Source organism: Amycolatopsis granulosa (genome assembly GCF_011758745.1).
Taxonomy (GTDB): Bacteria; Actinomycetota; Actinomycetes; order Mycobacteriales; family Pseudonocardiaceae; genus Amycolatopsis_E; species Amycolatopsis_E granulosa.
In genome coordinates, this window is record NZ_JAANOV010000001.1 from 3312508 (window position 1) to 3339165 (window position 26658).

At 71.4% G+C, this 26658-nt stretch carries 24 protein-coding genes; 7 read left to right on the plus strand and 17 right to left on the minus strand.

Translation table 11 applies throughout. The features are described 5' to 3' along the window. The first annotated feature begins 440 nt into the window (after positions 1-440). The 3 genes from FHX45_RS16105 to FHX45_RS16115 all read left to right on the plus strand — a co-directional run bounded on the left by FHX45_RS16105 (position 441) and on the right by FHX45_RS16115 (position 5306). Positions 441-881: a hypothetical protein gene (locus tag FHX45_RS16105; RefSeq protein WP_167102128.1), complete on the plus strand. Its 441-nt coding sequence runs from the start codon at positions 441-443 to the stop codon at positions 879-881. Positions 882-1265: 384 nt separating this feature from the next. After that, on the plus strand, positions 1266-2204 hold the full coding sequence (locus tag FHX45_RS16110) for a hypothetical protein (protein WP_208405949.1): 939 nt from the start codon (positions 1266-1268) through the stop codon (positions 2202-2204). Between the two features lie 195 nt (positions 2205-2399). Next, the gene (locus FHX45_RS16115; RefSeq protein WP_167102131.1) at positions 2400-5306 is read left to right on the plus strand and encodes a beta strand repeat-containing protein; all 2907 of its coding nucleotides are present in this window, start codon (positions 2400-2402) and stop codon (positions 5304-5306) included. A gap of 59 nt (positions 5307-5365) precedes the next feature. On the opposite strand, the gene FHX45_RS16120 is transcribed toward FHX45_RS16115, so the two are convergent. Beyond that, positions 5366-6136, minus strand: coding sequence for a dioxygenase family protein (locus FHX45_RS16120; protein ID WP_167102133.1), 771 nt, complete (start codon positions 6134-6136; stop codon positions 5366-5368). Between the two features lie 124 nt (positions 6137-6260). On the opposite strand from FHX45_RS16120, the gene FHX45_RS16125 reads away from it, so the two are divergent. Continuing rightward, entirely contained in the window at positions 6261-6632 is a 372-nt protein-coding gene (locus FHX45_RS16125; RefSeq protein WP_167102136.1) for a hypothetical protein, read from the plus strand. Here FHX45_RS16125 and FHX45_RS16130 read toward each other — a convergent pair. Further along, a complete protein-coding gene (locus tag FHX45_RS16130) occupies positions 6618-8816 on the minus strand; it encodes an excinuclease ABC subunit UvrA (protein WP_167102138.1) in 2199 nt (732 codons plus the stop codon). The genes FHX45_RS16125 and FHX45_RS16130 overlap by 15 nt on opposite strands. A gap of 62 nt (positions 8817-8878) precedes the next feature. On the opposite strand from FHX45_RS16130, the gene FHX45_RS16135 reads away from it, so the two are divergent. Continuing rightward, a complete protein-coding gene (locus FHX45_RS16135) occupies positions 8879-9832 on the plus strand; it encodes a helix-turn-helix transcriptional regulator (protein ID WP_341771487.1) in 954 nt (317 codons plus the stop codon). 1 nt (position 9833) lies between these two features. On the opposite strand, the gene FHX45_RS16140 is transcribed toward FHX45_RS16135, so the two are convergent. Beyond that, positions 9834-10592, minus strand: a complete 759-nt coding sequence (locus tag FHX45_RS16140; protein ID WP_167102141.1) for an alpha/beta fold hydrolase — start codon at positions 10590-10592, stop codon at positions 9834-9836. 136 nt (positions 10593-10728) lie between these two features. Here FHX45_RS16140 and FHX45_RS16145 point away from each other — a divergent pair, with 136 nt between their 5' ends. Beyond that, positions 10729-11973, plus strand: coding sequence for a glycosyltransferase family 87 protein (locus FHX45_RS16145; RefSeq protein WP_167102144.1), 1245 nt, complete (start codon positions 10729-10731; stop codon positions 11971-11973). Between the two features lie 29 nt (positions 11974-12002). Here the strand turns inward: FHX45_RS16145 and dnaB are convergent, their stop codons facing one another. From dnaB to FHX45_RS16205, 12 genes are all read right to left on the minus strand, one after another. Further along, complete coding sequence (gene dnaB, locus FHX45_RS16150; RefSeq protein WP_167102148.1) at positions 12003-13406, minus strand: replicative DNA helicase; 1404 nt, start codon at positions 13404-13406, stop codon at positions 12003-12005. Positions 13407-13861: 455 nt separating this feature from the next. After that, positions 13862-14647 (minus strand): ESX secretion-associated protein EspG, encoded by a 786-nt coding sequence (locus tag FHX45_RS16155; protein ID WP_167102183.1) that lies wholly within the window; start codon positions 14645-14647, stop codon positions 13862-13864. A gap of 10 nt (positions 14648-14657) precedes the next feature. Continuing rightward, on the minus strand, positions 14658-15974 hold the full coding sequence (locus tag FHX45_RS16160; RefSeq protein WP_167102186.1) for a hypothetical protein: 1317 nt from the start codon (positions 15972-15974) through the stop codon (positions 14658-14660). 40 nt (positions 15975-16014) lie between these two features. Next, positions 16015-16593 (minus strand): DUF3558 domain-containing protein, encoded by a 579-nt coding sequence (locus FHX45_RS16165; protein WP_167102189.1) that lies wholly within the window; start codon positions 16591-16593, stop codon positions 16015-16017. Continuing rightward, positions 16593-16979 carry a hypothetical protein gene (locus FHX45_RS16170; protein ID WP_167102192.1) on the minus strand — a complete coding sequence of 129 codons (387 nt, stop codon included), beginning with the start codon at positions 16977-16979 and terminating at the stop codon, positions 16593-16595. The genes FHX45_RS16165 and FHX45_RS16170 overlap by 1 nt, the downstream gene beginning before the upstream one ends. A gap of 148 nt (positions 16980-17127) precedes the next feature. After that, a complete protein-coding gene (gene rplI / locus FHX45_RS16175; protein WP_167102195.1) occupies positions 17128-17586 on the minus strand; it encodes a 50S ribosomal protein L9 in 459 nt (152 codons plus the stop codon). A 14-nt stretch (positions 17587-17600) separates the two neighbouring features. Further along, the gene (gene rpsR, locus FHX45_RS16180) at positions 17601-17849 is read right to left on the minus strand and encodes a 30S ribosomal protein S18 (RefSeq protein WP_167102198.1); all 249 of its coding nucleotides are present in this window, start codon (positions 17847-17849) and stop codon (positions 17601-17603) included. Positions 17850-17884: 35 nt separating this feature from the next. Beyond that, positions 17885-18373 (minus strand): single-stranded DNA-binding protein, encoded by a 489-nt coding sequence (locus FHX45_RS16185; protein ID WP_167102201.1) that lies wholly within the window; start codon positions 18371-18373, stop codon positions 17885-17887. Positions 18374-18384: 11 nt separating this feature from the next. Further along, positions 18385-18708: a 30S ribosomal protein S6 gene (gene rpsF, locus FHX45_RS16190; protein WP_020423406.1), complete on the minus strand. Its 324-nt coding sequence runs from the start codon at positions 18706-18708 to the stop codon at positions 18385-18387. An 81-nt stretch (positions 18709-18789) separates the two neighbouring features. Further along, positions 18790-19722: a hypothetical protein gene (locus tag FHX45_RS16195; protein ID WP_167102204.1), complete on the minus strand. Its 933-nt coding sequence runs from the start codon at positions 19720-19722 to the stop codon at positions 18790-18792. 69 nt (positions 19723-19791) lie between these two features. After that, the gene (locus tag FHX45_RS16200; RefSeq protein ID WP_167102207.1) at positions 19792-20658 is read right to left on the minus strand and encodes a hypothetical protein; all 867 of its coding nucleotides are present in this window, start codon (positions 20656-20658) and stop codon (positions 19792-19794) included. 68 nt (positions 20659-20726) lie between these two features. Beyond that, positions 20727-21524 carry a hypothetical protein gene (locus FHX45_RS16205; protein ID WP_167102209.1) on the minus strand — a complete coding sequence of 266 codons (798 nt, stop codon included), beginning with the start codon at positions 21522-21524 and terminating at the stop codon, positions 20727-20729. Positions 21525-21630: 106 nt separating this feature from the next. Here FHX45_RS16205 and FHX45_RS16210 point away from each other — a divergent pair, with 106 nt between their 5' ends. Next, on the plus strand, positions 21631-22404 hold the full coding sequence (locus tag FHX45_RS16210; protein ID WP_167102212.1) for a deoxyribonuclease IV: 774 nt from the start codon (positions 21631-21633) through the stop codon (positions 22402-22404). 1 nt (position 22405) lies between these two features. Here the strand turns inward: FHX45_RS16210 and FHX45_RS16215 are convergent, their stop codons facing one another. Both FHX45_RS16215 and FHX45_RS16220 read right to left on the minus strand, forming a co-directional pair. After that, a complete protein-coding gene (locus tag FHX45_RS16215) occupies positions 22406-23959 on the minus strand; it encodes a glycosyltransferase 87 family protein (RefSeq protein WP_167102215.1) in 1554 nt (517 codons plus the stop codon). Positions 23960-23995: 36 nt separating this feature from the next. Beyond that, positions 23996-26341 (minus strand): transglycosylase domain-containing protein, encoded by a 2346-nt coding sequence (locus tag FHX45_RS16220; RefSeq protein WP_167102218.1) that lies wholly within the window; start codon positions 26339-26341, stop codon positions 23996-23998. Positions 26342-26658 lie beyond the last annotated feature (317 nt).

Genomic DNA, 26658 nt, shown 5'->3' on the forward strand with positions numbered 1-26658 from the left:
AAGTTCCGCCGGTATGTCAATCTGCGACCAAGATCGACGGTGCGTGATCGCGCTGCGCCCCAGCGCGATGAGAGGAGTCGGCCTTCGCCATGACGGCACGGACCACCACCTGCCCTCCGCGCTCGCCGCTCGGGACGGAACGGGCGATTCCGCCCCCCGTTCCGCCCGGCATTTCCCTGGCTTCCTTCGCCGCCTTCACCGAATTCTTCCGGAGAGGTCGTCGAACGGTTTCCTGACCTGCTTGCTTCTTTCCGCCTTTTCTTTTTGGCACCGCTCTGACCAGCGCTTATTCGGCGTAGAGCGGTCTTTTGTGCTGCTCTGAACCGGTTTCTTCACACTTCTGGGTGGGGAATCTGGTCAATTCTTTCGAGACGCCCTTACGGTCGATTTCGACGGGAGTGCGTGGAACTTCCGGTCCGGAGAACGAGGAGTGCACTGAGATGTTCAGCAAATTCCGCAAGACGACGGCCGCGGCGGTGCTGGTGGGGGCCGGCCTGCTCGCGATGGGTGTCACCGGCGGTACCGCGTCGGCGTCCGAGGTGTCCTGCCCCGCGCAGGTCCCCGCGCACCCGACCGGCGCCGACTACGTGAACGCGTGGAACCAGTCCGGGGCGTGCTTCGGCGCGGGCGCCGCGGGCCTGGCGAGCTCGGCGTGGGCCGGTGCGATCCCGTCGATCGTCGAGGGCGCGGCCGGGGCCGTGGGCGTCCGGGACGACAGCGGGCTCACCGCCCCGGTGGTGGTGCCGTCGCACCCGACGGGTGCGGACTACGTCAACGCCTGGAACCAGTCCGGGGCGCTGGCCGGTGCCGGTGCCGCCGGTCTGGCGAGCTCGGCGTGGGCGGGTGCGATCCCGTCAATCGTCCAGGGCGCGCTCGGATAGCGCTTTCAGGCTTGAACGTCGTTCGGGAGTGCTGGTGATGCGCAGGAGATCTTCCCGCGGTGTCACGGTTTTCGCGATCTCGTCGATCGTTCGAGGTGCCCAGAGCTGATTTTCCTTGGGGTGCCCAGGATCCGTCGCATCCTGGGCACCCCGCCGGTGCGACCGGGGAAGATCACGTCCGGTGATACCCTGCCGCACGCGGTGTTCTTCACACGATCGTGCGATCAAGGCGTGTCAAAGGTGCGCTGGGGGCCAGAAATTTGGTTATCTCGATCGCGCAAGCGGTTACCGCATCGATGCGACGAGGTTTCGGACGCGACCAGTCCGGGAAGACCGCGATCAACTTCTTCCGACAGGAGCACGGTGTTGCAGGCTAACGCGGCCATGAGCAGGGGCACGGCATCCGCCGTGCGCTGGCTCGTCCGCGCCCTGCTCCTGATCACCGGCACTGTCGCCGGCATCGCGGCCGCCTGGCTGATCGGCGACGCGACCGCCTCCGCCGCCCAGCTCGCCCCCGCGCCCGCGGCCGAAGCGCAGCCGAACGGCGACGAGGCGACCCCGGTCACCGACCGCGTGATGGCCGCCACCGACGACCTCACCTGGGGTGTCTCCGATCTGGTCGGCGACACCACCGCCACCGCGCTGCGGTACGGCACGGCGGGTGGCCCCGCCATTCCCGCCCGCGGTGCGGAGGCTGCTGCGGACCTGCGTCAGACGGTGCACACCTTCACCCGCGACGCGGTGCTGCGCCCGGTGGCGCGCACCCTCGGCACGGCCGAGCACATCAGCCGCAAGCCGCAGGACGCGCCGCAGGTGATCGGCCAGGCGCTGACCCCCACGCCGGCGTTCCGGGACTTCCGCGCCAAGGTGTGGGACTTCCTGCACCCGAACGGCGCCGGCCTGATCAAGCTGCCGGGCCTGCACGCCACCTCCGCGCACAACGAGTCCGTTGTGCCGACGGTGGCGCAGGCGCTGCCCGTCTTCGGGGCCCCGCCCGTCGTGGGCCCGGTCGCGATGACCGCGCCGGAAGGCGCGGCCGTCGAGGCGGTCACGGCCGTCCGGCACGACGATGGCACCGGCCGCACCCACGGTGACGAGCGGGACCAGTTCCCGTACTCGCCGCTGCACGGACCGCTCGCGCCCGCGGGCGTTCCGATGGCCCCCGGTGGTGTCGCCACCGGTGGTCACCTCGACGGCCTGCTGTTCGGCGTTCCCGCCGGCGGCCCGGCCGTGCACGGTGTGGACGACCGCAGTGCCGTCCGCATCGTTTCCCGGCACACGCCGGTTCAGCCGGGCGAGCAGCCCGGTGTCACTCCTGACTGATTTACGCGCGGGGTAGCTCGAGCGCCGCCCTGTTTCGCCGTGCCCCTTCTTCGGACCGGCGTCGCGCGCACAGCCAGAGCACCCCGCTTTTCCAGCCTTCGCGGGCTTCCTCACCCATGCCCGCGATCCCCGGTGCTCTGTTCGTGCACCGACCCCCAAGCCCCGCAAGGGAACCCGAAGAAAAGGAGATACCCCATGCAGACCTGGGCAAAGCGCGGAATTCAGACCGCGCTGGTCACGGGTGGCTTGCTGATGCTGGGTACCGGCATCGCATCTGCCGACGAGAACGTCAACCCGGACAGTCCTGCCGGTCCGCTGGACGTCAACCTGAGCGTCCCGGTCGACGTCCAGGACAACGCCCTGGGCACACTGGGCAAGCAGGTCGACCTTCCCGAGGTGCACAAGGAGATCAGCACCAAGCCGGTCACCGACGCGGTGAACAAGGCTTCGGCCCCGATCGCCAAGACGGGTGCCCTGAAGCCCGCCGCCCCGGCCCTCGGTGCTGCCAACGGTGTGGTCGCGAAGGCCACCGACGCCGCCGGCGGTGCCGCCGAGCGCGTCGGCCAGGCGACGCACCCCGGCGCGCAGCGCGCCGCGCAGGACTTCGCTCCTTCCGTGCAGGACAACGGCGACCCGTTCCACGGCAACAAGGTCTCGGCCAACGCCGCTCTGCCGATCCTGATCAGCGGCAACGCCCTCGGCGTGCTGGGTGACGCGCACGTCCACTCGGACGCGTCCCAGAGCTACGCGCACAACTCCGACATCAAGACCAGCGGCGCGCACGGCGGCCTCGCCGGCAACGTGGTGGCGCTGGACTGGGCCCTGCCCGTCCAGATCTCGGGCAACGCACTCGGCCTCGTCGGCAGCGGCCACTCCTCCGGCAGCGCCACGCAGTCCGCGTCGACCACCGGTGACATCGACACCGACGGCACCAACGGCGGCCTGGCCGGCAACGTCGTCTCCCCGCAGGGCGCGACCCCGCTGCAGGTCTCGGGCAACGCGCTGGGCTGGTTCCTCGGCCACGCCGAAACCGACTTCGCGGGCTCCAGCGAGGCGCAGTCCGGTGGCTCGATCCAGACGCACGGGTCGAAGGGCGCGGGCAGCGGTAACGTCGCCGGCGTGCCGGTGGCCCTGCCCGCCAAGGTGTCCGGCAACGCCGTCTCCTGGGGTGGCGACGCCGACGTGCCGGCCGGTGCCTACGACGCCGCGGCCCAGGCGGGCGACACCAAGCCGGGCATGAACGGCATCCCGAGCTACATCCAGACCGACGGGGACGACTCGTTCCTGGCCGGCAACGTCGCGCAGCCGCAGCCCGCGGTGCCGGCGACCGTCGCGGGCAACGCCGCGGCCTGGATCGGCAACTCGCTCGTCGGCGGCGGCGCGGACCGCAAGCACGGCGGCGTGGACCTCGGCAGCGACGCCAAGTCCGGGGGCTTCACCAGCACCAGCGGTGAGGACGCGGCCGGCTCCGGCAACATCGCGGACGCGCCCGTCGCGCTCCCGGTCGAGGCGTTCTGCGTCGGCGGGACCTGGATCGGCAACGCGCACGCCAGCGGCTGCGACAACGAGACCGACGCCGAGGCCGGCTCGGGCACCTACACCAGCGGCAACGGCTCGTTCATCGGTGGCAACACCGTGTCCGCCCCGCCGGCCGGCACCGTCGAGGTCTTCGGCGTGGGCGGCTCGTGGATCGGCAACGCCTCGGGCAGCGCGACCGAGACCAAGGACGTGAAGGCCGGCGGCTACAACGGCAGCCAGGGCAACGACTCCACCGGCTCGGGCAACGTCGTGCAGACCCCGGTGGCCCTGCCCGCCGAGATCTTCGGCGTCGGTGGCTCGTGGATCGGCCAGGGCGCCGGTAAGGCGAGCGAGACCAAGACCGTGACCTCCGGTGGTGGCGGCAACACCCAGGACGACCACGGCGCGGGCAGCGCGAACCTGGTGCAGGTTCCGGTGTCGGCCCCGGTGCAGGCGTTCGGCATCGGCGGGGCGTGGATCGGCCAGGGCAGCGGCGCGGCCGCGACCGACACCACCTCCACCGCGGGTGGCACCGGGCACGCCAACGGCAAGGAAGGCTTCCTGTCGGGCAACCTGGGCGCGGTTCCGGTCTCGCTGCCGGCGCAGGTGCACGGCATCGGCGGTGCCTGGATCGGCAACGGCTTCGGCCTGTCGGACAACGAGACCGACTCGACCGCGGGCGGCGACCTGTCGACCACGGGTGAGGGCGGCTCGATCGCCGGCAACATCATCGAGGCGCCGGTCGGCGCCGTGGCCACCGTGTTCGGTGACGCCGCGGTGTGGGGCGGTGTCGTGAAGGGCGACGGCGCCAACGACGTCGTGTCCACCGCGGGCGGCGACGCCACGACCAACGGTGACGGCGGCTCGATCGCCGGCGACGTGGTCGCGGCCCAGCTGCTGCCGGTGGCGCAGGTGTTCGGCAACGCCGCGAGCCTGGTCGGCGTGGCGCACGCGGCCGGCCTGAACAGCACCGAGGCCACCTCGGGTGGGGACATCACCACCTCGGGCGAGGGCGGCGCGCTGTCCGGCGACATCTTCGACGTCCCGGCCGCCGCGGTGGCGCAGGTGTTCGGCAACGCCGCCTCGCTGGGCGGGGTCGCGCACGCGGTCGCCGTGAACGACACCACCGGGACCGTGGGCGGCACGGACACCACGTCCGGCCCGGCCAAGGCCCTGTCGGGCATCGCCAAGCAGGTGCCGCTGGGCGCGGTCGTCCAGGTCTACAACATCCCGGCCGGCCTGATCGCGGTCACCAGCACCGCCGTCCAGAACGCGACGGACATCTCGGTCGCCGACCGCAAGCCGCAGATCGACCTGCCCATCACCATGCCGGAGATGGGGGCCACCGCGCTGCCGTCGCTGCCGGTCCGCTCGGAGCGTTCCGCGCTGCCGCAGGCGAACACGCTGCCGGTCGAGCTGCCCGCCGCGGGCCTGCCCACGCTGCCGGAGCTGCCCACGAACGCCGAGGGCCTGCTGCCCCACGGCGACGTCCCGGCTCTCGCGCAGCTGGACTCCAACCCGACCGCCGTCTTCAACCAGGTCACCGACCTGGTGAGCGGCAAGGGAATCCACATCCAGGGCTGATGCCCTGATCGAGGCGGGCCCGGGAGCACACGCTCCCGGGCCCGTTTCGCTGCGCCCGGTCAGCCGATCTGCACGGACCGCTTCGCCAGGCCGTACCAGTAGCCGTCGATCACGGTTTCCGGCCGGTCGTCCTCGGAACCGGCGCCGAGGCTGACGAACAGCGGCGCGAAGTGCTCGATGCGCGGGTGCGCGAGGGTGGCGGCCGGTGCCTTGTGGCGGAAGTCGAGCAGCGCGTCGAGGTCGCGGGCACGCAGCGTTTCCGCGCCCCACTGGTCGAACTCGGCCGACCACTGCGGCGGCGTGCCGTCCACGCCGACCCCCATCGCGGAGAGGTTGTGCGTGAAGAACCCGCTGCCGATGATCAGCACACCCTCGTCGCGCAACGGCTTGAGCTTGCGGCCCAGCTCGAACAGCTGCCGCGGGTCGAGCGTCGGCATGGACAGTTGCAGCACCGGTACGTCGGCGTCCGGGTACATCTCCACCAGCGGCACGTAGGCGCCGTGGTCGAGGCCGCGCTCGGGTGCTTCGTGCACCTCGGTGCCGGGCCCGCGCAGGAGCTTGCGCACCTTGGCGGCGAGTCCGGGCGCGCCGGGTGCCGGGTAGGTGACCGTGTAATAACGGTCCGGGAAGCCCCAGAAGTCGTAGACCAGCGGGACCGTCGTGGTGGCTCCGACGGTGACCGGAGCCTCCTCCCAGTGCGCCGAGACGACGAGGATCGCCTTCGGCTGGGGCAGGTTCGCCGACCAGTCCGCGAGCTGGCGGGTCCATCGGGCATCGTCGGCGAGCGGTGGCGCGCCATGGCTCAGGTAGAGCACGGGAGTCGCACTCATCGCAGCCTCCATGTTTGAAAGTTCAACTACTACCGTACCCGACGCCGCGAGACCGGGCGATATTCCCGCGTCCGGAACCGGTACAGACTGGCCGGCAGCGCGGGGCGCGCGCCTATCCTGGGCCATGGTGGTCAACGTGGCGATCTACCTGGTCACGTGCGTCACGCCGGCGGTGGTGTTCTGGCTCGCGAGCAAGACCCCCGCGATGGTCGCCGCCCTGCGGCGCCACGGTGAGCCCGTCCCGGCCGGCCTGCCCATCGAACGGTTGGCCGCGGACCTGCGCCGAGTGCGCCACGCACTGGAGGGCCTCGCTCCCGGGGCGCCGATGGTCCGCCGCCGAGCGACGTGCCAGGCGTACGACGCGCTGCTGGTGCAGGCGTGCGCCGCGCTCGGCCTGCGGCACTGGCTGGACGACCTCCCCGAGGGCGTGGAACGCGACGTGGAACGCCTGCGCGTCGAGGAGGCGCTGCGCGGGGCCGGGTTAGCGGTTCCCTGACAGCCGGGCCAGGTGCCGCCCGGTCGTGGACCGCTCCTGTCGGACCAGCTCGGCCGGCGGTCCCTGGAACAGCACCCGCCCGCCGTGCCGGCCCGGGCCGGGGCCGATGTCGACGATCCAGTCCGCCCGCGCGATCACGTCCAGGTTGTGCTCGATCACCACGACCGTCGAACCGGCCGACACCAGCCGGTCGAACAGCTCGATCAGGCCGGCGACGTCCGCGGGGTGCAGCCCGGTGGTGGGCTCGTCGAAGACGTAGGTGCGGCCGGGCCGGGCGAGCTCGACGGCGAGCTTGAGGCGCTGCCGCTCGCCGCCGGACAGCGTGTTCAGCGGCTGGCCCAGCGACAGGTACCCGATCCCCACCTCGACCAGCCGGTCCAGCACCGGTTCGTCCGGGAAGACCTCCCGCGCGTCCCGCGCACTGAGGTCGAGCACCTCGCTGATCGTGCGGCCGCGGTAGGTGTAGCGCAGGACGTCCTCGACGAACCGCCGCCCCTCGCACTCCTCGCACGTCGAGACCACCGGGTCGAGGAAGGCCAGGTCGGTGTAGAGCACGCCGAGGCCGTGGCAGCGCGGGCAGGCCCCCGCGGAGTTCGCGCTGAACAGCGACGGGCTCACCCCGTTCGCGGCGGCGAACCGCTGCCGGATGCCGTCGAGCATCCCGGTGAACGTGGCCGGGCTGGACCGGCGCGAACCGCGGATCGGGCTCTGGTCGACCGACACCGCGTCCGGGACGAACCCGTGCACCAGCGTGCTCTTGCCGGACCCGGCCACGCCGGTGACGACGGTCAGCACGCCGAGCGGGATGTCCGCGTCGACGCCCCGCAGGTTGTGCCGGGTGGCGCCACGGATCTGCAGGAACCGCTCGGCCGGGCGCGGGTTCTCCTTGATCCGCGGGCGGTGCCGCAGGTAGCGGCCGGTAGGCGTGTCCGCCAGTCCCGCGACCGCACCCTGGTAGACCACGCGGCCGCCGTCCTGCCCGGCGCCGGGACCGAGGTCGACGACGTGGTCGGCCGCGGTGATCACGTCCGGGTCGTGCTCCACCACCAGCACGGTGTTCCCCTTGTCGCGCAGGCTCTTGAGCAGGGCGACCAGCTGCGTGACGTCGTCCGGGTGCAGGCCGACGCTCGGCTCGTCGAACACGTAGAGCATGTCGGTGAGGCTGCTGCCCAGGTGGCGCACCATCTTCACGCGCTGCGACTCGCCACCGGACAGGGTCGAGGTCGGGCGGTCCATCGTGAGGTACCCGAGCCCGATCGACACGAGCCGCTCCAGTTGCGCGACCAGGCCGGCGACCACCGGTGCCGGTTCGGTCAGCGTGCGCACGAACGTCAGCAGGTCCTCGGCCTCCATCGCGGCGCACTCGGCGATCGAGCGTCCGGCCACTGTGGACGCCAGTGCCTCCGGGGAGAGGCGGGCGCCGTGGCACTTCGGGCAGGTTTCCTGGGTCACCACCCGCTCGAACGCCGCACGGGTGCGGCCCTTCAGCGAGTCGGCGTCCTTGGGCAGCCAGATGCGTTCGAAGCGCGGCAGCAGACCTTCGTACCTCGCCGGCGCCGGTTCCGGTGCACCGTGCAGGAACGCGTCCCACTCCGCCGGGTCATAGTCGGCGAGCGGTTTGTCCAGGTCGAACAGGCCGGATTCGGCGAAGGTGCGCCACATCCACCCGCCCGGCTGGAAGGTGGGGAAGCGGATCGCGCCCTCGTTCAGCGAGCGGCTGCGGTCGACCAGCTCGTCGAGCACGATGGCGCGGGCCGTGCCCAGCCCGCCGCAGCGCGGGCACATCCCCCGCGGATCGTTGAAGGAGAACGCGTTCGAGTACCCGGCGAACGGTCGGCCGGCACGCGACCACAGCAGCCGCATCAGCGAGTAGATGTCGGTGACCGTGCCGACGGTCGAGCGCGGCCCCCCGCCGAGCCGCTTCTGGTCCACCACGATCGCGGCGGACAGGTTCTCGATCGCGTCCACGTCCGGCTGGCCGTACCGGGGCAGCCGGTGGCGCACGAACGTGGTGAACGTTTCGCCCAGCTGCCGCTGCGATTCGGCGGCGATCGTGTCGAACACCAGCGAGGACTTCCCCGATCCGGAGACCCCGGTGACGACGGTGAACGCGTGCTTCGGCAGCGCGACCGTGACGTCGCGGAGGTTGTGTTCGCGGGCTCCCACCACCCGTAGTTCTGTCATGCACCCGAAGCTAGGACCTATCGCGGTCACATCCTGGCCGCGTTTTCTGCCACGATCGACTCGTGCACGGACCGAGCGCGCGGATGCTGGAGCTGTTGTCGCTGCTGCAGACCGGCCGCACCTGGGGTGGCGCGGAGCTGGCGGGGCGGCTCGGCGTGTCCGCGCGCACCCTGCGGCGGGACGTCGAACGGCTCCGTGAGCTGGGATTTCCGGTGGAGTCGGTACCCGGTCCGGGTGGGCGCTACCAGCTCGTGGCCGGACGGGCGATGCCGCCACTGCTGCTCACCGACGAGGAGGCGGTGGCCACCGTGGTCGGCCTGCGCTTCGCGGCGCTGGCGCAGGTGGACGGCGCCACGGGAGCCGCCGAGGGTGCGTTGCGGAAGCTGGAGCAGGTGCTGCCGCCGCGGCTGCGGTACCGGATCGCGGCGGTGCTGGCCTCGACCGAGGCGGCGTCCCGCGCCGCGGGCCTGCTCGACCTGCGCGTGCTGCAGCTGCTCGCGACGGCCGCGCACGCCCGCGAACACGTGCGGTTCGGATACACCAACCGGGCCGGGGAACGCAGCGAACGCCGGGTCGAACCGTACCGCCAGGTGCTCCTGGGCAAGCGGTGGTACCTGCTGGCCTGGGACGCCGACCGCCGCGACTGGCGGACGTTCCGCATCGACCGGATCACCGACGTGACCGTGCCGGGCACGACCTTCCCGCCGCGGCCGCTCCCGCCGGACCCGGTGAGCTTCGTGCAGTCCAGTGCGAACGTCCCGCTGAGCAGACACCGCGGCGTGGTTCGGTTCGACGCCCCGGTCCAGGTGGTGGCGGAACGGTTGATGACCGAGGCGGGCACGCTGGAACCGATCGACGAGCACCGCTGCCGGTTCGTCACCCCGGTCGACTCGTGGGAATGGCTCGCGATGACCCTGCCGATGGTGGGTGTGCCCTACACCATCGACGGCCCGCCGGAGCTCGTCGAGCGCACCCGCGAGCTCGCCGACCGCCTGCGCGCCGCCACCGGCGGGTGAGTCAGGAAGTGAGGAACTCGCCGATCGCCGTGCCGAGTTCGGGTTGCGCGACAGCGCTGAGGTGGTTGCCCGGCACGCTGACGTAGCGTCCGTGCGGCAGGATCTCCGCCAGCTCCCGTGCGGTCTTGTCGTGCGGGTCCTCGGTGCCGGCCACCACGAGCGTCGGCGTCTCGATCCGGGCCACGGCCGCCCGGGACGTGTCGACCGAGGTGTCCAGGACGTGCAGCAGGGCGTCGCGGTCGCCACCGCTCTGCCGGAAGAACGCCTCCGCCCGCCACTCCGGCGTGCCGCGGTCGAACGTCCCGAGGTTCGTCAGCACCCGGCGGAAGTGGGCGGTGCCACCGCTCGTGTACTCGATGCCGTGCAGTCCCATCCCCGCGACGACCGCCCGCCGGGGCCGGGCGCCACGCACCAGCATGCGGATGGCCGTCCGGCCACCGAGCGAGTAGCCGCCCAGGTCGTAGTCGGTCAGGCCGAGGTGCTCGACGAGGTGGAGGGCGTCGTCGGTGAGCACGTCCGGCGGGTATGCGGCCGGGTCGTGCGGTTTCGCGCTCTCGCCGTGGCCGCGCAGGTCCGGCATGATCACGCGAAATCCGAGCCCGGCGAGGTGCGCGGCGTGGCCGTAGCTGATCCAGTTGACCTGGGACGTGGACAAGAAGCCGTGGATCAGCACCAGCGGGCGCCCGTCACCGGTCTCCCGGTAGGCGAGCCGCAGGCCGTCCCGGGCCGTGAAGTACTGGATCTCGGGCCGCACCGACATGCCGACATTCTGCTGCCCGCCCCGCGGGCGACGATCACCCGGTGCCACAGCCGGTGCCTGTGGCGGAGGACACCACCGGTGCGCCCAGCACTATCCTCGTGGATCAAGAACTTCCGGTGAGGATGGTGCGACGGCGATGGATCGTCTTGTCCAGCGGATGATTCATGCGCTGCGTGAGCCGGCCGCGCGCCGCTTGCCGTGGGTGGTGCTGGCCTGCGGCCTGGCCACAGTGGCGGCTGGCGTGTGGGCCGCGGTCAGCTACGGCGGCCTGTTCGTCGACCTGTCGGTGTTCCAGCTGGGTGCCAGGGCCTGGTGGCACGGTCAGGACATGTACGGCAAGCTGCCGCGGGCCTCAGCGGGTAATGAACTGAGCTACATCTATCCACCGTTCTCGCTGCTCCCACTGGCGCCGTTCACCGTGACACCCCTGCGGATCGCGGGAATCGGCACGGTCGTGCTGTCGGTCGCGGCCCTGGCTGTCACCTCCTACGTGGTCACCCGCCGGGTCTGGCCTGCTGGTGGCAGGCGCGCGGCGATCGTGATCAGTGCGGTGAGCACACCGTTGTTCATGCAGCTGGAGCCGCTGCGGGAAACCCTCGGCTTCGGCCAGGTCAACCTCTGGCTGATGGCACTGGTCGCCCTCGACTGCCTCGTCGAACGTCCACGCTGGCCACGCGGGCTGCTGATCGGACTCGCGGCCGCGATCAAGATAACCCCGGCCGCGTTCCTGCTCTTCTTCCTGCTACGCAAGGATTTCCGCACGATCGGCATCGCGGCGCTCAGCGGTGCGACCGCGACCGCCCTGGGATTTCTGGTCGCGCCGGCCGAGTCGGTGAAGTACTGGTTCGGTGGTGTGCTGACCACCGGCGCGGGGATGGCCGGGATCCCGTTCGGCACCAACCAGGCCATCGCCGCCGCGACCGGACGGCTGAACCTGCCGCTCGGCTGGAACTGGGCACTCAGAGCGCCGCTGCTCATCGCGGTACTCATCGCCGCCGTGGTGATCATGTCCCGGGTCGGACCAGCCCTGGCCTTCGTGGTCAACGCCGCGGCCATGCTGGTGATCTCACCGGTGTCCTGGGGTGCGCACTGGGTCTGGATCGCCCCGGCCGCGCTGGTGCTGGCCGGTTACGCGCTACGCGCCAGAAACACGCTCGCGACGGTGGCCTCGGCGGGCGTAGTCGTCGTCTTCGCCGTCGGACCACACAAACTGCTGCCGATGGGCGAAGCCAACGAATACCACTGGACCTGGTGGCAGCACATCATCGGCAACGCCTACACACTGGTCACCCTCGCCGCGCTGTTCGCCACCGCGGCTCATCTCCACCGCACCGCCCGCCGGAAGCCGACACCAGTCGCTCCGCTGGAGGCGCAGGTGTGAACACCGCCAGAACGCGCGGTCGGCCGTTGTCAGCCCTGCGCCAGATCGGCGAACCGGCTGTAGTGCAGCTGGTGCGCGACGACGATCGTGCTGGTCGGCCCCGCGCGGTGCTTGGCCAGGATCAGGTCGGCCTCGCCGGCGCGTGGGTCGTCCCGCTCCCACGCGTCCGGCCGGTTGATCAGGATGACCATGTCCGCGTCCTGTTCCAGTGAACCGGACTCGCGCAGGTCGGACAGCATCGGGCGCTTGTCGGTGCGTTGTTCCGGGCCGCGGTTCAGCTGGCTGATCGCGACCACCGGCACCTCGAGCTCCTTGGCGAGCAGCTTCAGTTGCCGGGAGAACTCCGAGACCTCCTGCTGGCGCGACTCGACGCGCTTGCCGGAGGTCATCAGCTGCATGTAGTCGACCACGACGAGCTTGAGATCGTTGCGCTGCTTGAGCCGGCGCGCCTTCGCCCGGATCTCCATCATCGTCATGTTCGGCGAGTCGTCGATGAACAGCGGCGCCTCGCTGATCTCGCTCATCCGCCGCGCGAGCCGGGTCCAGTCGTCGTCGGACATGCGGCCGCTGCGCATGTCCGCGAGCCGGATCCGGGCCTCCGCGGAGAGCATGCGCATCACGATCTCGATGCGGCTCATCTCCAGCGAGAAGATGACGCTGGTCATGCCGTGCTTGACCGAGCACGACCGGGCGAAGTCCAGTCCCAGGGTCGACTTGCCGACACCGGGACGCGCGGCGACGATGATCATCTGGCCGGGGTGCAGGCCGTTGGTCACCTCGTCGAGGTCGGCGAACCCGGTCGGCACGCCCTGCGACACCCCGCCGCGTGAGGCGATCGCGTCGATCTCGTCCATCGTCGGCTGGAGCAGTTCCTCCAGCGCGACGTAGTCCTCGCTGGCCCGGCGCTCGGTGACGTCGTAGATCGCGGCCTGCGCGCGGTCGACCACCTCGTTGATGTCGCCGCCGTCGTTCGCCGCGCCGTAGCCGTACTGCACGATCCGGGTGCCGGCCTCGACGAGGCGCCGCAGGACGGCCTTCTCCGCCACGATCTGGGCGTAGTAGCCCGCGTTCGCGGCGGTCGGCACCGTCGCGATCAGCGTGTGCAGGTACGGCGCACCGCCGACCCGGGCGAGCTCACCGCGTCGTTCCAGTTCGGCCGACACGGTGATCGGGTCGGCCGGTTCGCCGCGCGCGTAGAGGTCCAGGACGCAGTCGTAGACCGCCTGGTGCTTGGGGAGGTAGAAGTCGTGGGGCGCGAGCACCTCGACGACGTCGGCGATCGCGTCCTTCGACAGCAGCATGCCGCCCAGCACGGACTGCTCGGCGGGGATGTCCTGGGGCGGCTGACGGTCGAACTCGCCGTACCGCGGCCCGGGGTCCTCGGGGCCGGGGTCGGACGGGTAAGCCGGACCACGGTCGTCAGTCAGCGCCACCGCGCGGATACCTCCCAGACAGCGAACACCAGTTCGATTATGCCGGATCTCCGCCCGGAGTGCCGGGACCGGCGCGCCGACGGCACTGGTGTCCTCCCGGTCTTTCCGGCCACGGAGTGCGACTACTCCGGCGGCACCGTAGATCGCTGGAACGGGCCAGTGCAAACCCGCTTGGGGACCGTTCTGTGGACAGCTTGTGGAGTGCCGGGGTCAACCAGCCACAGGTCTGCCGCTGCCTGTGGACAGCTTGGGGGTAACTCCGGTGGGCCGCAGAGAAACCGCAGGTCAAACCCTGTGGGTAACCTGTGGAGAACTCCGGGGGAAAAACTTCGGCGTGTCGTCGCGAAAACGACGTTCGGCGTGTCGCGCTGCCGGCAGCGTCATCGCCCGGGGAATTGGTGCACGCAGAGTAGAAGGTCCCTCGCTCGTCCGGGCAAGGGACCGGGATGAACCGATCAGCCCAGCGAAGTCGCTGCGTTGTGTAACCACTGGCCGATGCCCTGCGCGGTAGCCGGGGTGAGCACGATCTCCGGCTCACCGCCACCCGGACGCTCCTCCATCAGCCACCGCCCCTCGGCGATGTCGATGAAGTTGAGCGGCCTAGCGCAGCGGCGCCGCACCCCGGCCCGGTTGCGGACGGCCGCATACAGGCTCCCGCCACCGGTACGCGGCGCGGCGAGGATCCGCTTGATCTCCGCGGCAGGCGACTGCACCGCACGCCCCGGTGCGGCCTGCATGATCGACGACGGCCCCTCGTCCCGTGCCCGCCCGTGGCCCAGGACCTCGCTCTTCGGCGCCACCAGCCGCGCGGAGCCGCCGGGCGGCGCGGGCGGGATCTGCTCGATGAACGCCGGCAGCACCCGTTCCGGCCGTTCGGGCAGCAGCAGGACGCCGTTCTCCTCGATGAACCGGGCGAGGACGAACCCGCCGCCAGGGCCACTGCCGGTGAAGACCGTGAAGTTCGACGGCCGGTCCGGGAACGTGCCCTCGAACCAGCCGTAGAACTCCACGTGCGGCCGCGCGATCGACTCGATCACGGCCGCGAACTCGCGGTCCATCCCACGCGGACCCATCAGCCCGTGCTCGGTGAGCGCGGCGTTGATGCCCTCGTCGATGAGCCGCTGGTTGGTCTCGTCATGCCACACCGGCATCGCGGACAGCGTGTTGTGCGGCTCCGCGCCCCGCCGCTTGATCAGGTGGATCAGCAGCGGGGTGGTGAGCTTGAGCGGTTGGTTCAACACCGTCCGTGCCTCATTCGCCGATGACGGGCGGCGCGGTCAGCTCGTCGGTGCCGAAGAGCTCGTTCGGGTCGTCGCCCACCATGTACTTGTTCCGGTGTTCCTCGTCTTCCTCACCGCGGCCGTGACCGCCGCGACCGCCCATGCCGGGCGAGCCGGGCGTGCCCGCGCGAGTCGTGCCGGCCCGCCCGCCACCGCGGCCCGCGCCGGCGCTCCCGGCGCCGGGACCGGCGCCGGTGCCGCTCGTCGCGCCGACACCACTGCCCGGTCCGAACGCCCCGCCGATCCCCGTCGCCCCGGCACCGCCGGCACCGGCACCACCGGCAGCACTGCCCGCGCCGCCCGGTCCGAACCCACCGGTACCACCACCGGGGCCGAAACCGCCTGCCGACGGCGGCGTGTAGCCGGCCGCGCTGGTCCCGTCCCAGGCCGGCGGGGTGTACGCGCCGGAACCGGTGGCCGGCGAGTAGCCCGCCGGGGCCGCGGTGTGCGGCAGCGTGGCCGCAGGGTGGGTGGAGCTGAACCGCGGCAGATCCCCCGTGTGCGCGGGCATGGCGCCACCCGGCATCCCGCCCGCGCTCGGCACACCGCCACCCCCGCCGGCACCGCCGGGCATCCCGCCGGGACCGCCACCGTCGGAGAAAACGTTGCCCTGCCAGGCGGAGTACTGCGGCAGCTGGCCCGCGTTGGTCATGCTGGCCTGGTAGTAGTTGTTGAACGCCTCGACGTTCGCCTGGCCTTGCTGGTTGTACTTCTCGATTTGCGAGTCGGTGTCCGACAGCGGGTTCATCCCGTCGAGGAACCCGCCCTCCGGCGGCTTGGCCGCGATCTCCTGCACCTTCGACTTCACGGTGTGGAAGGCGGTGGCCTGGTCGCCCAGGTAGGTGCTGCTCCTGCTCAGGTTGGCGGCCGAGTCCTGCAACCAGATGCCCAGCGGGTGCGCACCGGCCTGCACCTGGCCGGAGGCCGGGCCCTTCCAGGCGCCGTCCATCAGGTCGTTGATCTGCTGGATCAGTTTGGCGCGGTCGGTGTGGACGTCCTTCAGCGCCGCCGCGGCCTTGGCGCCCGCGTCGAGGGAGGTGGTGTCGCCGTTGTGGATCTTCTCCCAGATCTGGCGGGCGTCAATCGACCGGCCACCGATGCTGGCCTCGTGGTGCTGCGCTTCCGGCCCGCCGCTGAACATGCTGACCAGACCACCGACGACCGCGCCGCCCACGGCGCCGACCGCGGTGCCGATGACCGGCACCGCGGTGCCGACCATCGCACCCGCGGCGGCGTAGGTGCCGACGGTGGTGAGCGTCCGTCCGGCCTGGTACGAGTCGTTGCCCATGCTCAACCCCTCTTGCTGGCGAAACCGAAGTCGTTGTTCCTCACGCTGCCCCCTTGAGGTGCCGCACCACCGTCGCCGCGACGTCGCCGACGACGGGACACGGGTCGCCGGCGTTCGGACCGGCGAGGATGCTCGAATTGATGTTGACGACCAGCTCGTCGGTCAGGCCCAGCCAGAGCGCGCAGGTGCCGCTGCCGCGCAGATCGGCGTTCGCCGCGTAGACCGCCGGATACCCCTCGATGGTCGTCGGCTCGAAGTAGGCGTCCTGGTCGCGGTTGACGTACACCCCGGTCAGACCGGTCTTCTGCTGCCCCAGCGGTGCGAGGAAGATCTTGTTCGCGTCGTGACCGGCCGACTGCCACCGGCAGGCCGGGCCGCCCGGGCTCTCGTACCGCTCACCCGGTGGCGTCAGGCCGCCGGCCGCGGCCAGTTCGGGTGGCAACGCCGAGCAGGGGTCGGCGACGAGGGCGTCGGCAGGCAACGGCGCCGGGACCCGGGGTGCGGGATCGACCGACGGCGCGCCAGGTTCGGGGGCCGCGGTGCTGCCACCGCTCGAACACGCGGTGAGCAGGCCAGCGGCGATCAGGCCCGCCGCCGCGACGGTCGCTGTGCGGTTCATCAAACCGTCTTGTACCCGCCCATGGCCCGGCGCGTGTCGTGCTCCGTGTCCTCGACGATGCCGGCGGCCTTCTCCAGCGCGTCGATGTAGCGCTTCACGTAGTCGACCATGCGCTGGTGCTGGAGCTGCAACGTCGTGCCCGAGCCCTGGGCGCCCTTGGTCACGAAGTCCGCGCTGGCGAACTCCTTGCCGGGCGGCCGGACCTCGGCGACGGTGTTGGCGTTGGACAGGTCCGTCTGCAGGTCGGTCAGGAGCGCTTTCCACTTGCTGATCACGCCGCGCACGTCGTCGGGTGTGAACTCGTAGCCACCGGCGGTGCCGTTGCCGCCCACCTTGATCGGGGCCGGAGGCGGAACCTCGGTGAGCCGATCGGCTGGTTTGGTCATTCCCGCTACCTCCTCCGTCAGTGCCGCGAGTCCGTGATCATCCACATTGATGCTAACCCAGGGCCGTTGGTTCCCCGCCCTGACAAGCAAAAACCGGGCAGGCCCCGCGATGTCGCGGAAACCTGCCCGGCCGGAACTGCCGGACGGCCTACTGGCCGGCCTTGACCTCGAGGCGCACCGACGCCTGCACGTCGGGGTGCAGCCGGGCGTTCACCGAGTGCTTGCCGACGGACTTGATGTGCCCGTCGGTCTCCAGCACGCGCTTGTCGAGCAGCGGGCCGCCCGCCGCCTTGATCGCGTTGGCGATGTCGGCGGTGGTGACCGAACCGAACAGCTTCTTCGAGCCGGCGGCGGCCTTCGCGGTCAGCTCCACGGTGCCGAGGCCCTCCAGCGCGGCCTTGATCTCGCGGGCGTGATCGAGGTCGCGGATGCGGCGGGACTCCTGGGCGCGGCGGATGGTCCGCACGTTCTTCTCGGCACCCTTGGTGGCCGCGATGGCGTAGCCGCGGGGCAGCAGGAAGTTGCGCGCGTAACCGTCCTTGACCTCGACGATGTCGCCGGGGCCGCCGAGGTTGGACACGTCCGTGGTGAGGATGATCTTCGCCATGATGTGGTCCCTCCTCAGCGCGCGGTCGAGGTGTAGGGCAGCAGCGCCATCTCGCGGGAGTTCTTGACCGCGATGGCGATGTCGCGCTGGTGCTGGCTGCAGTTGCCGGTCACCCGGCGGGCACGGATCTTGCCGCGGTCGGAGATGTACTTCCGCAGCAGGTTGGTGTCCTTGTAGTCGATGAGTTCCGGGTGGCCCTTCTTCTCGGCCTTGCAGAACACGCAGACCTTCTTCTTGGGCTTGCGGATGGGTGGCTTGGCCACGGTGATGCTCCTGGGAATTCGGTACGAGTGGTTGGTCAGAAGGGAGGCTCGTCGGCGAAACCGCCGCTGTCGCCTGCCGGCGGGGCCGAGCCCCACGGGTCGTCGGCGGGGGCACCACCGCCGGCGCCGCCGCCGTAACCGCCGCCGCCGCCGCTACCGCGGCTGACCTTGTTGACCTTGGCGGTGGCGTAGCGCAGCGAGGGACCGATCTCGTCGACCTCGAGCTCGACGACGGTCCGCTTCTCGCCTTCCTTGGTTTCGAACGACCGCTGCTTGAGGCGGCCCTGCACGACCACGCGGGCACCGCGGGTCAGGCTCTCCGCGACGTTCTCCGCCGCCTGCCGCCAGATGTTGCAGCGCAGGAACAGCGCCTCGCCGTCCTTCCACTCACCGGACTGGCGGTCGAAGGTGCGCGGCGTGGACGCGACGGTGAAGTTGGCGACCGCGGCGCCGGACGGCGTGAATCGCAGCTCGGGGTCGGACGTCAGGTTGCCGACCACGGTGATGACGGTGTCTCCGGCCATGGGCTGTCGCCTCAGGCCTTCGCCGCGGCCTTGGCGGCCTTGCGCGGGACCGGCTTGCGGACGACCTTGGTGCGGAGCACGGTCTCCTGCAGCGACAGCTGCCGGTCCAGCTCCTTGACCGCGTCCGGCTCGCTGTTGAGGTCCAGCACGGCGTAGATGCCCTCGGCGTGCTTCTTGATCTCGTACGAGAGCCGGCGACGGCCCCATACGTCGACCTTCTCCACGCTTCCGCCGGACGTGCGGATGACGTTGAGGAAGGTGTCCAGAGTCGGGGCGACCTTACGCTCGTCGAGCGTGGGGTCGAGGATGACCATCACCTCGTAATGGCGCGACACAACCACTCACCTCCTGTGGGCTTCACGGCCACGGGCTTTCCGTGGCAGGAGGGTTTGCCGGGTTACCAGGTTACCTGGCGGCTAGGACAGTTTGCGCAGCACCCAGGTCCGCACCAGCGCGGCGCTCACCCCGGCCAGCGCGACGACGGCCAGGAGCATGGGCAGCTGGACGTTGCCGGTGGCCGGTTCGCCCCCGATGGCGCTGGCGTTGCCCGCGTTGCGCACATCGGGCTGACCGCCGGCCGGCGTCCCGGTCGGGGCGGACGCGCCGCCGAGCACGCCGATCTGCGGCAGCACCTGGTCGGGCAGCGTCGTGGTGGACGGGTAGAGCGCGCCGGGTGGCACCGCGGCGCCGGTCACGCCCGGCACGGCCGCCGGGATGTTGCCGTAGTTGCGCGGCGGGGCGGTGGCTGAACCGGTGCCGGAGATGCCCGGGACGGAGCTGACCGGCCCCGTGCCGGGCGACGGCGTGGTGGTGCCGGGCTGCTGGGACGACGACGGCGTGGGCTGCGTGTAGTTGCTCGCGTACGCGGTCAGCCCGCAGTTGCCGGAGACCTTGCGGGAGATCGCGTCGAGGGTCTTGTGCTGCTGGTCGGAGCCGGTACCGAGGCCGGTCGCGAACCCGTCGCCGGCTTGCTTCAGCGTGGTGGTGACGGCGTTCGCGATCGCGTCGCCGCCGATCGTGCCGCTGGCCGCGTTCGACGGCACCTGACCGACGGGAATCGCCCCCGCGGCGGTGACGGTGTCCGCGATCTTCTGCGGGTCCACGCCGTTGAGGTGCAGGAACCACTCCTGCTCCTGCGCACCGGCCTTGACCACGCCGGCGAGGTCCTTGCCCTGCACGGCGACCGTGTCGCTGAGCGCGCCGATCACCGTTCCCGAGCACGCCGGGGAGAGCACGGTGCTCGCGGCGGCGGTCCCCGTCGTCAGCAGGGAGCCCCCGGCGACGGCCGCGGCGACGGCGGCGACGGTCAGCGCTCTTCGGGTGGTCTTCATCAGGCTGGTGTTGCGCACGAGCGCGGACCTCCAGTGATCGCAGGCGTGTCCCCGGATGGGGTTAACGACGAGCGGACCCAATGGATACTAAGCGGTAGCTCCCCGTAAGACCCACGCGCGTACGAGACCCGCGCTGACACCCGAAAGAGCGACAACGGCCGCGAGCATCGGTAGCGCGACGTTGCCACCGCCGCCGGGGCCGGCGGGCAGGGCCTCGGCCCGGCCGGCGTTCTGCACGCCCGGAACGGCCTTCCCGGGCTGCTGCTGACCGAGCGTGCCGTACTCGGGCGCGTAACCGGGGATCTCGCCGCCGTAGCGCAGGCCCGGCGAGGGGGCCCACAGCCCGGGCGTCGCGAACGGCAGGCCGGCGTAGTTGCGCATCGGCGCGAACGCGCTGCCCGAACCGAACGGCAGGAGGTCGAACGTCGCCGGGTCGCCGCCCAGCACGGGACTGGTCGCACCGGGAATCAGCGCGGCCGGGGCGCCGCCTGCGGTCCCACCCGGCGTGCTGCCCGGCGGCGTCTGCTGCGCGCCACCACCGCCCGGCGGGGTCTGCGGCTGCGGCCCGCCCGCGCTGCCGCCGCCGAGCGCCTGGCCGGCCCGGTTGACGGAGCTGGTCAGGCCGTTCGTGGTGCCCGCGACGGTGCCGTTGACCGCGCTCGCGGCCGGCGGACCCACCACCGGCACCGGCGAGACCACCGTGTCGACCACCTTGACGGTGATCTGGCACAGGCCGCCGAGCAGCCCGCCGACGATCGAGGTGAGCCCGTCGGTGACGGTCCTGAGGCCGAGCGGCGTCTTGATGACGTCGCCGGGTTTGGCGGTGACGGTGTCACCGCACTTGGCCGTGATCGTGTCGGCGTTCGCGGTACCGGGCAGTGCGAGCGCAGCCGACCCGGCCAGTACGAGGGCGGCGGCACCCGCCGCGACAGTCCTGCGTGTCCGACCCTGCATGTTCGTCCTCCAGCGCGTCGCTACTGGTTCAACGAAGCTAGGGCAGGTACGTGACGCGTGCATGCCGGTCAGGCTCGCCGCAGCCACGCGCGGGTGAGTGCGGTGGCCACGATCGCGAGCGCGAACACCGCGATGATCAGCGGTAACCGGCCGGGGGCCGGGACGGACGGCATGGCCTCGGCGGCGCCGGGGTTCTGCGTGACCAGCGGCGGTTCCGTCCCAGCTGGTGGGAGGACATCGGGTGCGGCCTGCGCGACGGCCCCCAACCGGGTCAGGGCGGACAGCGGTGCCGGCGGGGCGATGCCGGCGCCGGCGAGGAAACCACCGGCGACGAACGAGACGGGCACCGTGCCCACCGCCGGCCGCGGCGCCGGGGTACCGGGCGCGGGCGTGCCGGGGGTTCCGCCGCCGGGCACGGGCTGCCCGGGCGCGGGTCGCCCGGCCGGCGCGGGCGGGTCCGGCTGCCCGCCGGAGGTGAGGTTCTGGGTGAGCGCGGACAGCGCGTTCACCGTGTGCTGCGCGGCGGGGCAGACCTGCTCGGCGGCCAGATCGCCGAGCACCGGGGCGTCGCCCACCCGCAGGGTCTTCGCGAGGTCGGCGACGGGCAGTGGCAGCAGCGGTCCGCGCTGGTCCGGACCGGTCGGCGCGGAGTCCGTCCCGGTGCCGACGGTGACCACACCGGGCTGGTTCAGCGGGGCGCCGGCGTCGAGGGTGAGGGCGTGCCCTGGCTCGTCCCGCAGGGTCGCGCCGCAGCTGCCGGCCAGCGCGGGATCGGCGGGATCGGCGAGGGCGCCCGGCGCGGTCAGCGTGGCGGAGGCCGCCAGCACGAACCCCGCGACCCCGGCGCGGCGTGCGGTCTTCCGCATCGCGTCCCCCCAGCACTCAGGTGATGTCCCGAACCGCGCTCACGGTACTGCACGAAGTCCGGCCGGATGGCGAGAACCGCGCCGCTTCCGCCGGTAGCGTGGGCGCATGCAGATCGGTGCGCACGTCCGCGACGACGACCCGCTGACCGCGGCCAAGGAGCGCTCGGCCGACGTGGTGCAGTTCTTCCTCGCCGACCCGCAGGGCTGGAAGAAGCCCGTCGCCCGGCCGCCGAGGGCGGAGATCGAGGCGGCCGGGGTCGAGGTGTTCATCCACTCCCCCTACATCGTCAACGTCGCGTCGCTGAACAACCGCATCCGGATCCCGTCGCGGAAGCTGGCCGCCCAGCACGCCGCGGCCGCGGCCGAGATCGGCGCGAAGGGCCTGATCGTGCACGGCGGCCACGTCGGCAAGGGCGAGGACATCGCGGAGGGCCTGGCGAACTGGCGCAAGCTGTTCGAGCGGCAGGCGGCCGACGGCGGGTTCGCGGTGCCGATCCTGATCGAGAACACCGCGGGCGGCGACGGGGCGATGGCGCGGGAGATGGACGTGCTGGCGCGGCTGTGGGACGAGGTCGCCGAGTTCGGCGCCGGGTTCTGCCTGGACACCTGCCACGCGTTCGCCGCGGGCTGGGAACTCGGCGACGTGGTCGACAAGGTACGGGCGATCACCGGCCGCATCGACCTGGTGCACCTGAACAACTCGCGCGACGAGTTCGGCTCGGGCCGCGACCGCCACGCGAACGTCGTGCACGGTGACGGCACCATCGACCCGCAGGCACTGGTGGCGGTCGCGGCGGCGGCCGGGGCGCCGGTGATCGTGGAAACCCCGGCCGACGGCCAGGCCGACGACATCGCCTACCTGCGGGAGGAGCTCGGCTGACTCACCCCGCGTGCCGCGGGCGGCGGTGCCGGAGCACGACCACGTCCCTGGCCCGGTCCAGCACCCCGCCGGCGGGGTCGTCGTCACCGGCGGCACGCACGGTGTCTCCGGCGTCCCCGGCCGGCCGGTAGATCTCCCGGATCACCAGGACGCACAGCCCGAGCACGGCCAGGTCCCGCAGCACCACGAACCCGAGGAACCAGTCCGGCGGCAGTCCCTTGTGGTCGGTGCCGAGGTAGTAGAACATCCGCGGCACCCAGACCAGCGCGTCGAGCAGCATCCAGCCCAGCAGCAGCCGCCACCGCGGGATCGCCAGCACCGCGAGCGGCACCAGCCACAGCGAGTACTGGGGGCTCCACACCTTGTTGGTCAGCAGGAACGCGGCGACCACCAGGAAGCACAGCTGCGCCAGCCGGGGCCGCACCGGCGCGGCCAGCCCGACGTAGGCGATCCCCGCGCAGCAGGCCAGGAACAGCGCGGCGCTGACGATGTTCAGCCAGGTCGGGCTCTGCCCGGGCGCGAGCGGTCCGTCGAAGCCGGCCCAGCCGGTGAAGTAGGAGATCACGTTGTAGATCGAGTCCGGGTCCATGCCGCGTTGCGCGTTGAGCCGGAAGAACTCCTGCCAGCCGGCGTTCAGGGTGAGCGCGATCGGCAGGTTCACCGCGAGCCAGGCCGCCACCGCGACACCCGCGGCGGTGGACCATTCGCGTAGTTTCCCGGCCCGCAGGCACAGCACCAGCATCGGTCCGAGCAGGAACAACGGGTACAGCTTCGCGGCCGCGCCGAGCCCGATCAGCAGCCCGGCGAGCGCGGGTTTCCGGCGCGCCCAGGCCAGCAGGCCGGTCGCGGCGAACGCGGTCGCGATCGTGTCGAAATTGGTGAACGCGTGCACCAGCACCAGCGGCGAGATCGCGGCGAGGCAGGCGTCCCACGGCCGGCGCCGGGCGGTGCGGCCCACCGCCCACACGGTGATCAGCCAGGCCACCGCGAGCCAGAACGCGGTGATGTTGAAGTAGATCACCACCGGCAGCCCGCCGGGCAGCCATCCGGCCTCGGCCGCCGCGTGCCAGCCCGCGGCGAGCTTCGCGTTGACCCATTGGAACAACCCGGTCAGCACCGGGTACTCCATGTACCGCACCTGCGCGCTGGGCGTGCCCGCGTCGTCGACCCAGCTCGTCCGGTACGGGAAGGCGCCGGCCTGGTCCAGCCGTTCGGCGCTGTAGAGGGGGACGACGTCGGAGTAGCACATCGCGACGTAGGGGCGGCCGGACCGCCAGTCCAGCTGGGTTTGCCCGCTGTCGTCGACGTACTGCTGGATGCAGCTCGCCTTCCCGAACCAGCACAGCATCAGCGCCAGCGTGGCCAGCGCCAGCCCCACCCGCTGCGGCGTCCAGAACGAGTGGCGCCCAACCGCCGCGTGTTCGCCGAGCGGCCCGCCGATCGGTCTGCTCGCGGCCGCGACCAGCGGGTCGGTCCGGGTCGGCGAGACCCGGCCCGCGTCGAGCGACGCCCGCACGGGCTCCGCTGAAGTGGTCTCGTCGGTCGGGCTGGACACCTGCGCGATGTTACGGGCTGGCCCGTGAGCCGGGGATCAGCCGTTGCCGCCGCGGGCGTCCGTCGGCCCGAAGTCGTTGCCCGGCGGCCAGGTCGGGATCGTCACGCGCGACCGGGTCGACGTCGGCGCCTCGGTGGGTTCCGTGCTCGACGAGGACGTCGGCGGGGAGGTGGGCAGCGTGGACGGGCCCGACGAACTCGCCTTCGTGGGCGGCGTCGACCGGCTCGCCGACGTCGAGTCCTCCGCGGCGGCCGCGCTCTTGCCGATCGGCGTGACCGTCGGGAACTTCTCGCTGGGCTTGTCCTTGAGGTAGTCGGTCAGGAACTGCTGCCAGATCTTGGCCGGCAGTCCCGTGGAGGACACCGCGTTGCCGTCCTTGTCACGCAGCGGCGTGTTCTTGTCGCTGCCGACCCAGGACGCGACGGAGATCGACGGCGTGTACCCGACCATCCACACCTGCGAGTTGTCCTTGTCCGACCCGCTGTTGCCGGCGCTCGCGTCGTACTGCTGGGTACCGGTCTTGCCCGCGCACTCGTGACCACTCGGGCAGCTGAGCTTGGAGAACTGGATGACCGGCTTGAGCGCGGTGGTGACGTTGCCCGCGATCTGCTTGCTCTTGTTCGAGTCGCCCTCGGCGAAGGCCGGCTTGGGGTTGCTCGGCGCCTGGTAGACGACCTCGCCATCACCCGGCTTGGTCATCTTCTGCACGAAGTGCCGGTCCAGGTACGTCCCGTCGTCGGCGATCGTGGCGTACCCCGACGCCATGTCCAGCGGCGTGGCCGCCGTGGACCCACCACCCAGCGCGATGTTGTTGTCCACCGCCTTCAACGACCGGACACCGGCCTCCTTCGCCGCGTCGGCGACCGCCTGCGGGCCGGTGATGTTGGCGACCATGTCGAAGAACACGGTGTTGGTGGACCGCATGGTCGCCTCCGCGACCGTGCACTCCTTCGAACAGCTGTTGGACACCCCGGCGTTGTTGATGTAGCGCGGTGAGCCGTTGGGCAGCACGCCGAACTGGCGGTGCGTGGAGCCGTCGAAGGTCTCGCCGAGGCCCTTGCCCATCTTCAGGAACGCGACCAGGTCGAACGTCTTGAACGATGATCCGGGGTTGCGGGCGGTGTCGCCCCAGTCGATGTAGTCGGTCTTGTCGTTGGGACCGCCGTAGTAGGCGACCACACCCCGTGTCTTCGGGTCCACCGCGACGAGCGCCTTCTTGAGCGTGGCCGGCTGACCCTGCATCACCTGGCTGACGGTCTGCTCGGCGATGCGCTGCGCGTTCGGGTCGATGGTCGTGTAGATGTCGTAGCCGCCGGCCTGGAGCCGTTCCTTGGGGAAGCCGGCGGCCTCCAGCTCGTCCTCCACCTGCGCCTGGATGAACGCGTTGTTGCCGGTGATCGCCTGCGGCTTGGTCTGCTCCCGCGGCAGCGGGGTCGGGAACTGGGCCGCGTCCCGGTCCGCCTGGGGCAGCCAGTGGTTCTTGACCATGTTGTCCAGCACGTAGTTCCAGCGCCTGGTCGCGTACTCGGGGTTCTCCGACTTCGACGGCGTCTGGATCACACCGGCCAGGAACGCCGCTTCCGACGGGGTCAGCTGTGCCGCGGGCTTGTCGAAGTAGGCGTGCGCGGCCGCCTCGATGCCGTAGGCACCCCGTCCGAAGTAGACGATGTTGAGGTAGGCCGTGATGATGTCTTCCTTGGACTGGGTCTGGTTCATCTTGAACGACTTGACCAGCTCGGTGGCCTTGCGGGTGAGCGTGTGGTCCTCTTTCGCGGTGGCCTTCTTGATGTACTGCTGGGAGATGGTCGAACCACCGCCCGTGCCATCGGTGAGGTTGTAGTAGACCGCCCGCAGGATGCCCATCGCGTCGAAGCCGCTGTTGGTCTCGAACGTCGCGTCCTCGGCCGCGTACACGGCGTGCTTGACGGTGTCGGAGATCTGGCCGGGCTGGAGGATCTGCCGGTTACCGGTGGTCGGGATTTCCTTGCCCATCACCGAACCGTCGCTGTAGTGGTAGGTCACCACCTGTTCCTGCTGGGCCAGCACCTCCTCCGGCGTCGGCACGTCGACCAGGAAGTAGGCGATGGTGAACGCGATCGCCGGGAGCACGACGAACACCCCGAACAGGGCGTAGAGGACGCGCCGGATGATCTTCCAGCGGCGCTTCTTGCGCTGCTTCGGGGTCAGCGCCGCCTTGTCCTTCTTGCCCTTCTTGTTCTTCTTGCCGTTCCCGCCCTCGGCGTCGTCGGCGTCATCGGCGGGTGTGCCGTCGTCCGGACCGGACTCGTTCAGCGCGACCGGCTCGTCGACGTAGTCGTCGAATTCGTCGTACCCGTGGTTGAGCTCGCTGTGGGTGAGCAGACCCGGCTCGGACTCGGCCATCCCGGGTCGCCGGCCGCCTCCCACGCCGGGCCCGGCCGGCCGGCGGAGGTCGTCCCGCGGCGGGTTCTGCGGCCCGGGCGGCGGGCCCGGCGGCGGACCGGGGCGGCGTGGCGGTGGCGGTGGCGGGGGCACGCGGTTGCCGGCGGGCGGGACGCGCCGGGTGCCGTGCGGGTCCGGGGCCGGACCGTTCGGCCGGCCCGGCCCGCCGCCCTCACCGGGCCACTGGGGTCCCTGCGGTCCCTGGGGACCCTGCGGGCGCTGCGGACCGCGGGCCGGGGGGCGCTGGGGAGGCATCGGGCCTTGCGCCGGGCGCCGGG